Origin of the sequence: Moritella sp., from assembly GCF_033791185.1 — a bacterium.
In the GTDB taxonomy this organism is placed as follows: Bacteria; Pseudomonadota; Gammaproteobacteria; order Enterobacterales; family Moritellaceae; genus Moritella.
Window position 1 is genome coordinate 1 of the sequence record NZ_JASJHF010000018.1, and the last position, 5,088, is coordinate 5,088.

The 5,088-nt window shown below is 40.3% G+C and carries 5 protein-coding genes and 1 tRNA gene; 3 read left to right on the forward strand and 3 right to left on the reverse strand.

Annotated features, from left to right (window positions below):
• Nucleotides 1–123 precede the first annotated feature (123 nt).
• The 3 genes from QNK26_RS01165 to orn form a co-directional block, all read right to left on the reverse strand.
• On the reverse strand, nt 124–615 hold the full coding sequence (locus QNK26_RS01165; RefSeq protein WP_319220430.1) for a DUF4442 domain-containing protein: 492 nt from the start codon (nt 613–615) through the stop codon (nt 124–126).
• Nucleotides 616–873: 258 nt separating this feature from the next.
• Nucleotides 874–949: transfer RNA gene (locus QNK26_RS01170), tRNA-Gly, on the reverse strand.
• Between the two features lie 139 nt (nt 950–1,088).
• Nucleotides 1,089–1,655, reverse strand: a complete 567-nt coding sequence (gene orn, locus QNK26_RS01175; protein ID WP_319220431.1) for an oligoribonuclease — start codon at nt 1,653–1,655, stop codon at nt 1,089–1,091.
• Between the two features lie 129 nt (nt 1,656–1,784).
• Between orn and rsgA the strand changes: the two genes are divergently transcribed.
• From rsgA to QNK26_RS01190, 3 genes are all read left to right on the forward strand, one after another.
• The gene (gene rsgA, locus QNK26_RS01180; protein WP_319220432.1) at nt 1,785–2,825 is read left to right on the forward strand and encodes a small ribosomal subunit biogenesis GTPase RsgA; all 1,041 of its coding nucleotides are present in this window, start codon (nt 1,785–1,787) and stop codon (nt 2,823–2,825) included.
• Nucleotides 2,826–3,019: 194 nt separating this feature from the next.
• Nucleotides 3,020–3,880 carry an archaetidylserine decarboxylase gene (gene asd, locus QNK26_RS01185; RefSeq protein ID WP_319220433.1) on the forward strand — a complete coding sequence of 287 codons (861 nt, stop codon included), beginning with the start codon at nt 3,020–3,022 and terminating at the stop codon, nt 3,878–3,880.
• A gap of 198 nt (nt 3,881–4,078) precedes the next feature.
• Entirely contained in the window at nt 4,079–4,936 is an 858-nt protein-coding gene (locus QNK26_RS01190; protein ID WP_319220434.1) for a DMT family transporter, read from the forward strand.
• Nucleotides 4,937–5,088: the final 152 nt, after the last annotated feature.

Below are 5,088 nucleotides of genomic sequence, written 5' to 3' on the forward strand. Positions count from 1 at the left end.
GCTGAGATTGGTATATACCGAAGCAATTGTTAACCACATCATTGAGACTATATCAGCTCAAATTTAGCCAGGGTAATTTCGGTATATTATTTCAGGGTCAATCAAGAATATGATAAAGAATGGTTAACGTTTTTTCGGAACCCAAGCCCAAATAAATTCAGCATTAATCGGTTCATTACCTTCACTATCGGTGATCACGACTGGCACTGAGATATCGCCTTTCTCAGTATTACGGATATGGTTAATCTGCTCATCCGTTAATGTTGCTACTGCCGTTAAATCGCCCGCAGCACGACGAACATAGTCAATATTCATATTTTTTAATAATGGAATACGGTTATCAGGTACATGCATACCAATTAGAAAACCAGTTGCCGATTCACCCAATAACGCCATCGCTGCCGCATGTACACCACCAATATGATTTTGTACCCGTTTACGGTTTTTTAAGCTGAGTTTAGAACCAGAAAAATCTAATTTATCGACACGTATTTTTGAGGTACCGGCAAATTTAATCACCTTGCCAAATACCAAAGACAATGCCGGTGCATGGCAACCTTTTGGCAGTAGCGTGACTTTCTTAACTATTTTACTGAGTTTATTATCGGCTTTCATATCAATCCTTGAAGTTATATTAGCTTCCAAAACAAATGCTTAGCTTAGCTTAGCTTCTCTTAACATAAGCTGTAAGTGACTAAGTACTATAGCAGTTAATAAATAAGCGTAATTGGTCTAAATGACATGGGATAAAAATTAGCGGCAATAAATGGATATATTTTGGAATTTTGGAATTTTGGAATTTTGGAATAATGTAGGTAATAAAGAGAGATAGTAAAGGGATGTTATCAAATAAGAAATTATAGGAGAAGAAATTGGAGCGGTACAAGAGGCTCGAACTCTTGACCTCAACCTTGGCAAGGTTGCGCTCTACCAACTGAGCTAGTACCGCTTCGTATCTTAGGTGCCGAATTATATAGAACCGACTGGGTTTTGCAAGCCTAGACCGAGGCTTTATTATAAAAAAACCTGAGATTGCCGAATGTTTCTACTATAAGGTCGTAAAATTATCGAACCAGTCGTTTCGGTGATTAAATTTTAAACATGTATTGACGATAGTGCTGTAATTCACCAATTGATTCACGGATGTCATCCAATGCTAAATGCAAACCTTGTTTGTGAAAACTAGTCACTACCTCAGGGCACCAGCGGCGGCCTAATTCTTTAATCGTGCTCACATCGACATTACGGTAATGGAAATAATCATCTAATTCCGTCATGTACTTAACCAAAAAGCGACGGTCTTGGCCTATGCTGTTACCACATAATGGTGATTTTCCAGCAGGCACCCACTGGCGTAAGAATGCCAGTGTTTGCTCTACAGCTTGTTGTTCTGTCACGTTACTGGCTAATACACGCTCAACAAGACCTGAATTGGTATGGTGGGTTGTGCACCACTCATCCATCTTATCAAGTTCGCTTTTATCTTGGTGAATAGCTAATACAGGTCCTTCTGCAAGAATATTTAATTCACTATCAGTGACGATAGTAGCAATTTCAATGATCAGACATTTTTCTGGATCAAGACCGGTCATTTCTAGGTCAATCCAAACTAAATTATTTTCATTAAACTGCGCTGCGTTGTCGGCAAGTTGCATAGAGGGGATCCTAATAGTTGTCGTGTAATCGTATGTTTAAGGTTATTATACCCAATCGACCTCGAAATGCGATGTTCAGCAACCGCTGTACTACAATACGCTTGTTACAACTCAGGAATTAAATTACCCGTGGCTAAAAAGAAACATTTAACCCAAGGTCAAATACGTCGCGTACGTAGCAACCAGACTAAACGTCTAGAAAAGCAAGATACTAAAGAATGGGATGATTCTCTTCTCGGCAAAAAGCAAGAAGGTGTGATCATTAGCCGTTTTGGTCAACATGCTGATGTAGAAGATGAAAATGGTGCCATTCACCGTTGTAATCTACGTCGTTCTATTGCGAGCTTAGTAACAGGTGACCGTGTTGTTTGGCGCTTAGGTAATGAACAGCTACAAGGCATTTCTGGTATTATCGAAGCAGTACACGAACGCAGAACCGTGTTAACGCGTCCTGATTTCTACGATGGTATTAAACCTATCGCAGCGAATATTGATCAAATTGTGATCGTATCCTCTGTGGTCCCAGAATTCTCAACCAATATTATCGACCGTTATATCGTCGCTGCCGAAGATGTAAAAATTCGTCCGGTGATCTTATTAAACAAAATTGATTTATTAACCACAGATGAATTGTTTACCATTAACCGACAATTACAAACTTACCGTGATATTGGCTATGAAGTATGGCAAGTATCCTCGCTCGAAGGTAAAGGCTTATCTGAGTTACAACATCTATTAAAAGATAATACCACTATCTTTGTTGGTCAATCCGGCGTAGGTAAATCATCACTGGTGAATGCGTTAATGCCTGAGCTTGATGTTGAGGTGGGTGATGTATCAGAAAAATCTGGTCTGGGTACGCACACCACAACCACTGCGCGTTTATATCATTTCCCATCAGGTGGTGATTTAATTGATTCCCCAGGGGTACGTGAATTCTCACTGTGGCACATGAAAGCAGAAGAGATCGCTAACGGTTTTATCGAGTTCCGAGATTTCTTAGGTGAATGTCGCTTCCGCGATTGTAAGCATAAGAACGACCCAGGTTGTGCACTACAAGATGCGATAAAACAGGGTAAGATCAAAAAAGTACGCTTTGACAATTACCTGCGTATATTAGAAACCATGTTAGACAATCGCCCTACTCGTCATGTACCGGTGCGTAAATAACTTATTTTATATACTATTATACGAAAATAATATTAACGTTGCCTTGCTAGTATAAATAGCAAGGCAGCCATTATCTGATTAAACTAATCGCGCAAATTATGACAACAGCTAATTCTGACAACAATAGTCAAAGTTGTTACAATGGCGTTAATTCTATTTAATTATCATTATTCAACAATTTAAGAGGCTCTCAGGTGCTAGACAAGCTAAAAGTTATTGCCCAATACTGCTTTCCTCAACACGGTTTATCTCGTCTTATTGGTTTATTTGCAGCCGGCGCGCATGGCAAACTAACCACCAATGTAATCACTTGGTTCATCAAGCGTTACAATGTCAACATGGATGAAGCAAAACATTCAGACCCAGCACACTTCCAAACATTTAACGACTTCTTTACTCGTGAATTGAAAGAAGGCGTACGCCCAATCAATGCCGATGACAACATGTTATGTCAACCGGTAGACGGCGCAGTAAGCCAAGCAGGTCCAATTACCCAAGGTCGTATTGTCCAAGCTAAAGGTCATGACTACAGTGTTTGTGAATTGTTAGGTGGCGATCGTCAACTAGCCAACAAATTTGAAGACGGTGACTTTGCCACGGTATATTTATCGCCTCGTGATTATCACCGTATTCATATGCCAATTACTGGCACCTTAAAAGAAATGATTTTTGCGCCAGGAGATTTATTTTCAGTTAATCCACTGACGGCGCAAAATGTACCGAATTTATTTGCTCGTAACGAACGTGCTATCGCTATCTTTGATACCGAAGTGGGTCCGTTTGCCATGGTCTTAGTTGGCGCAACAATCGTTGCTTCCATTGAAACAATCTGGCACGGCACAGTAGCCCCATCGAAGAATAAAGAGATCGTGCGTTGGACCTATGAAAACCAAGCACCAATCGTGATCGAAAAAGGCGCGGAAATGGGTCGCTTTAAACTTGGTTCAACTATTGTTGCCGTGTTTGCTAAAGACGCGATTGAGTTTGTTGATGAACTACAGCCAACAGCACCAACGATGATGGGTGAAGCATTCGCTCGAATCAAAGCTAAATAAGCGCGTCTGTTCGCTCGATTAACCCGTTATACATCATGCTATAACGGGTTATATTCACCACACCACGCTAACATTCGACAATTAATTCTCCTATAACCAAAACATCTATATACCTAGTTCGACAACAATATCGACAATAAAACCATTACTCATAATGCCAATTGATCTGGCTAGCTGTTGCAAGGATGTAAGCAATTAATGGAACAACGTAAACAAGGCCTCTGGGCTCTGCACTCAGCGACATTATTACTGGGCGGCACGACATTATTTTCTAAGCTGATCCCATTGAGCGCCCTTGATATCACTATTATTCGTTGTGTGATCGCAGCGGCAGCCTTGTGTTTATTATTAAAAGTAACCAAGCAGCCACTACGATTAAACAAGTTAGCTGACTACGCCTGGGCAGTATTACTTGCTGCATTGGTTGGCGGGCATTGGGTTACCTTTTTCTTAGGCATGCAACTGTCGACCATTGCGATTGGACTTATTGCCTTCTACACTTATCCTGTAATGACGGTATTTTTAGAGCCCTTATTTAACAAAGAAAAAATCCAAGGGCAAGATATTGCCTCTGCCTTAGTCGTGCTAGTCGGTATTAGCTTATTGGTGCCTGAACTGTCTTTAGAAAATGAGGTGACTCTCGGTATTATCAGCGGCATTAGTTCGGCATTACTGTTTACTTTAAGGAATATTCTCTACAAACGTAAGCTTTCACATTACAGCGGCCCCCACACCATGTTTTATCAAACATTATTAACCGCATGTATGCTTTCGCCATTTTTGAGTGTAGACTTAGCGGCTATAAATAATGACAGTTGGACGTTATTAGTGGTGTTAGGAATTTGCTTTACCGCATTGCCACACACACTGCTAGTTACAGCATTACGTTACCTAAAAGCCAAGACAGTCGGACTTATCTCCTGCTTACAACCGCTTTATGGTAGTTTGCTCGCGATCCCTTTTTTAGGTGAAATCCCCAATGCTGCAACCATCATGGGAGGAGTATTAGTGGTATCAGCCGCCCTCTTTGAAACATACCATGCAGGAAAAAAATAGTACCCGATAGCGTATGTTGACAATGGATAACATTAACTCAATCGCGTTATTAGTCGTACTTATGAAATATTATGATGACTAAAAATTATGTAATTTTACTTATTCTATTTTCATTATTTATTATGCCAGTTCAGGCACAGCTTAGTTATGGT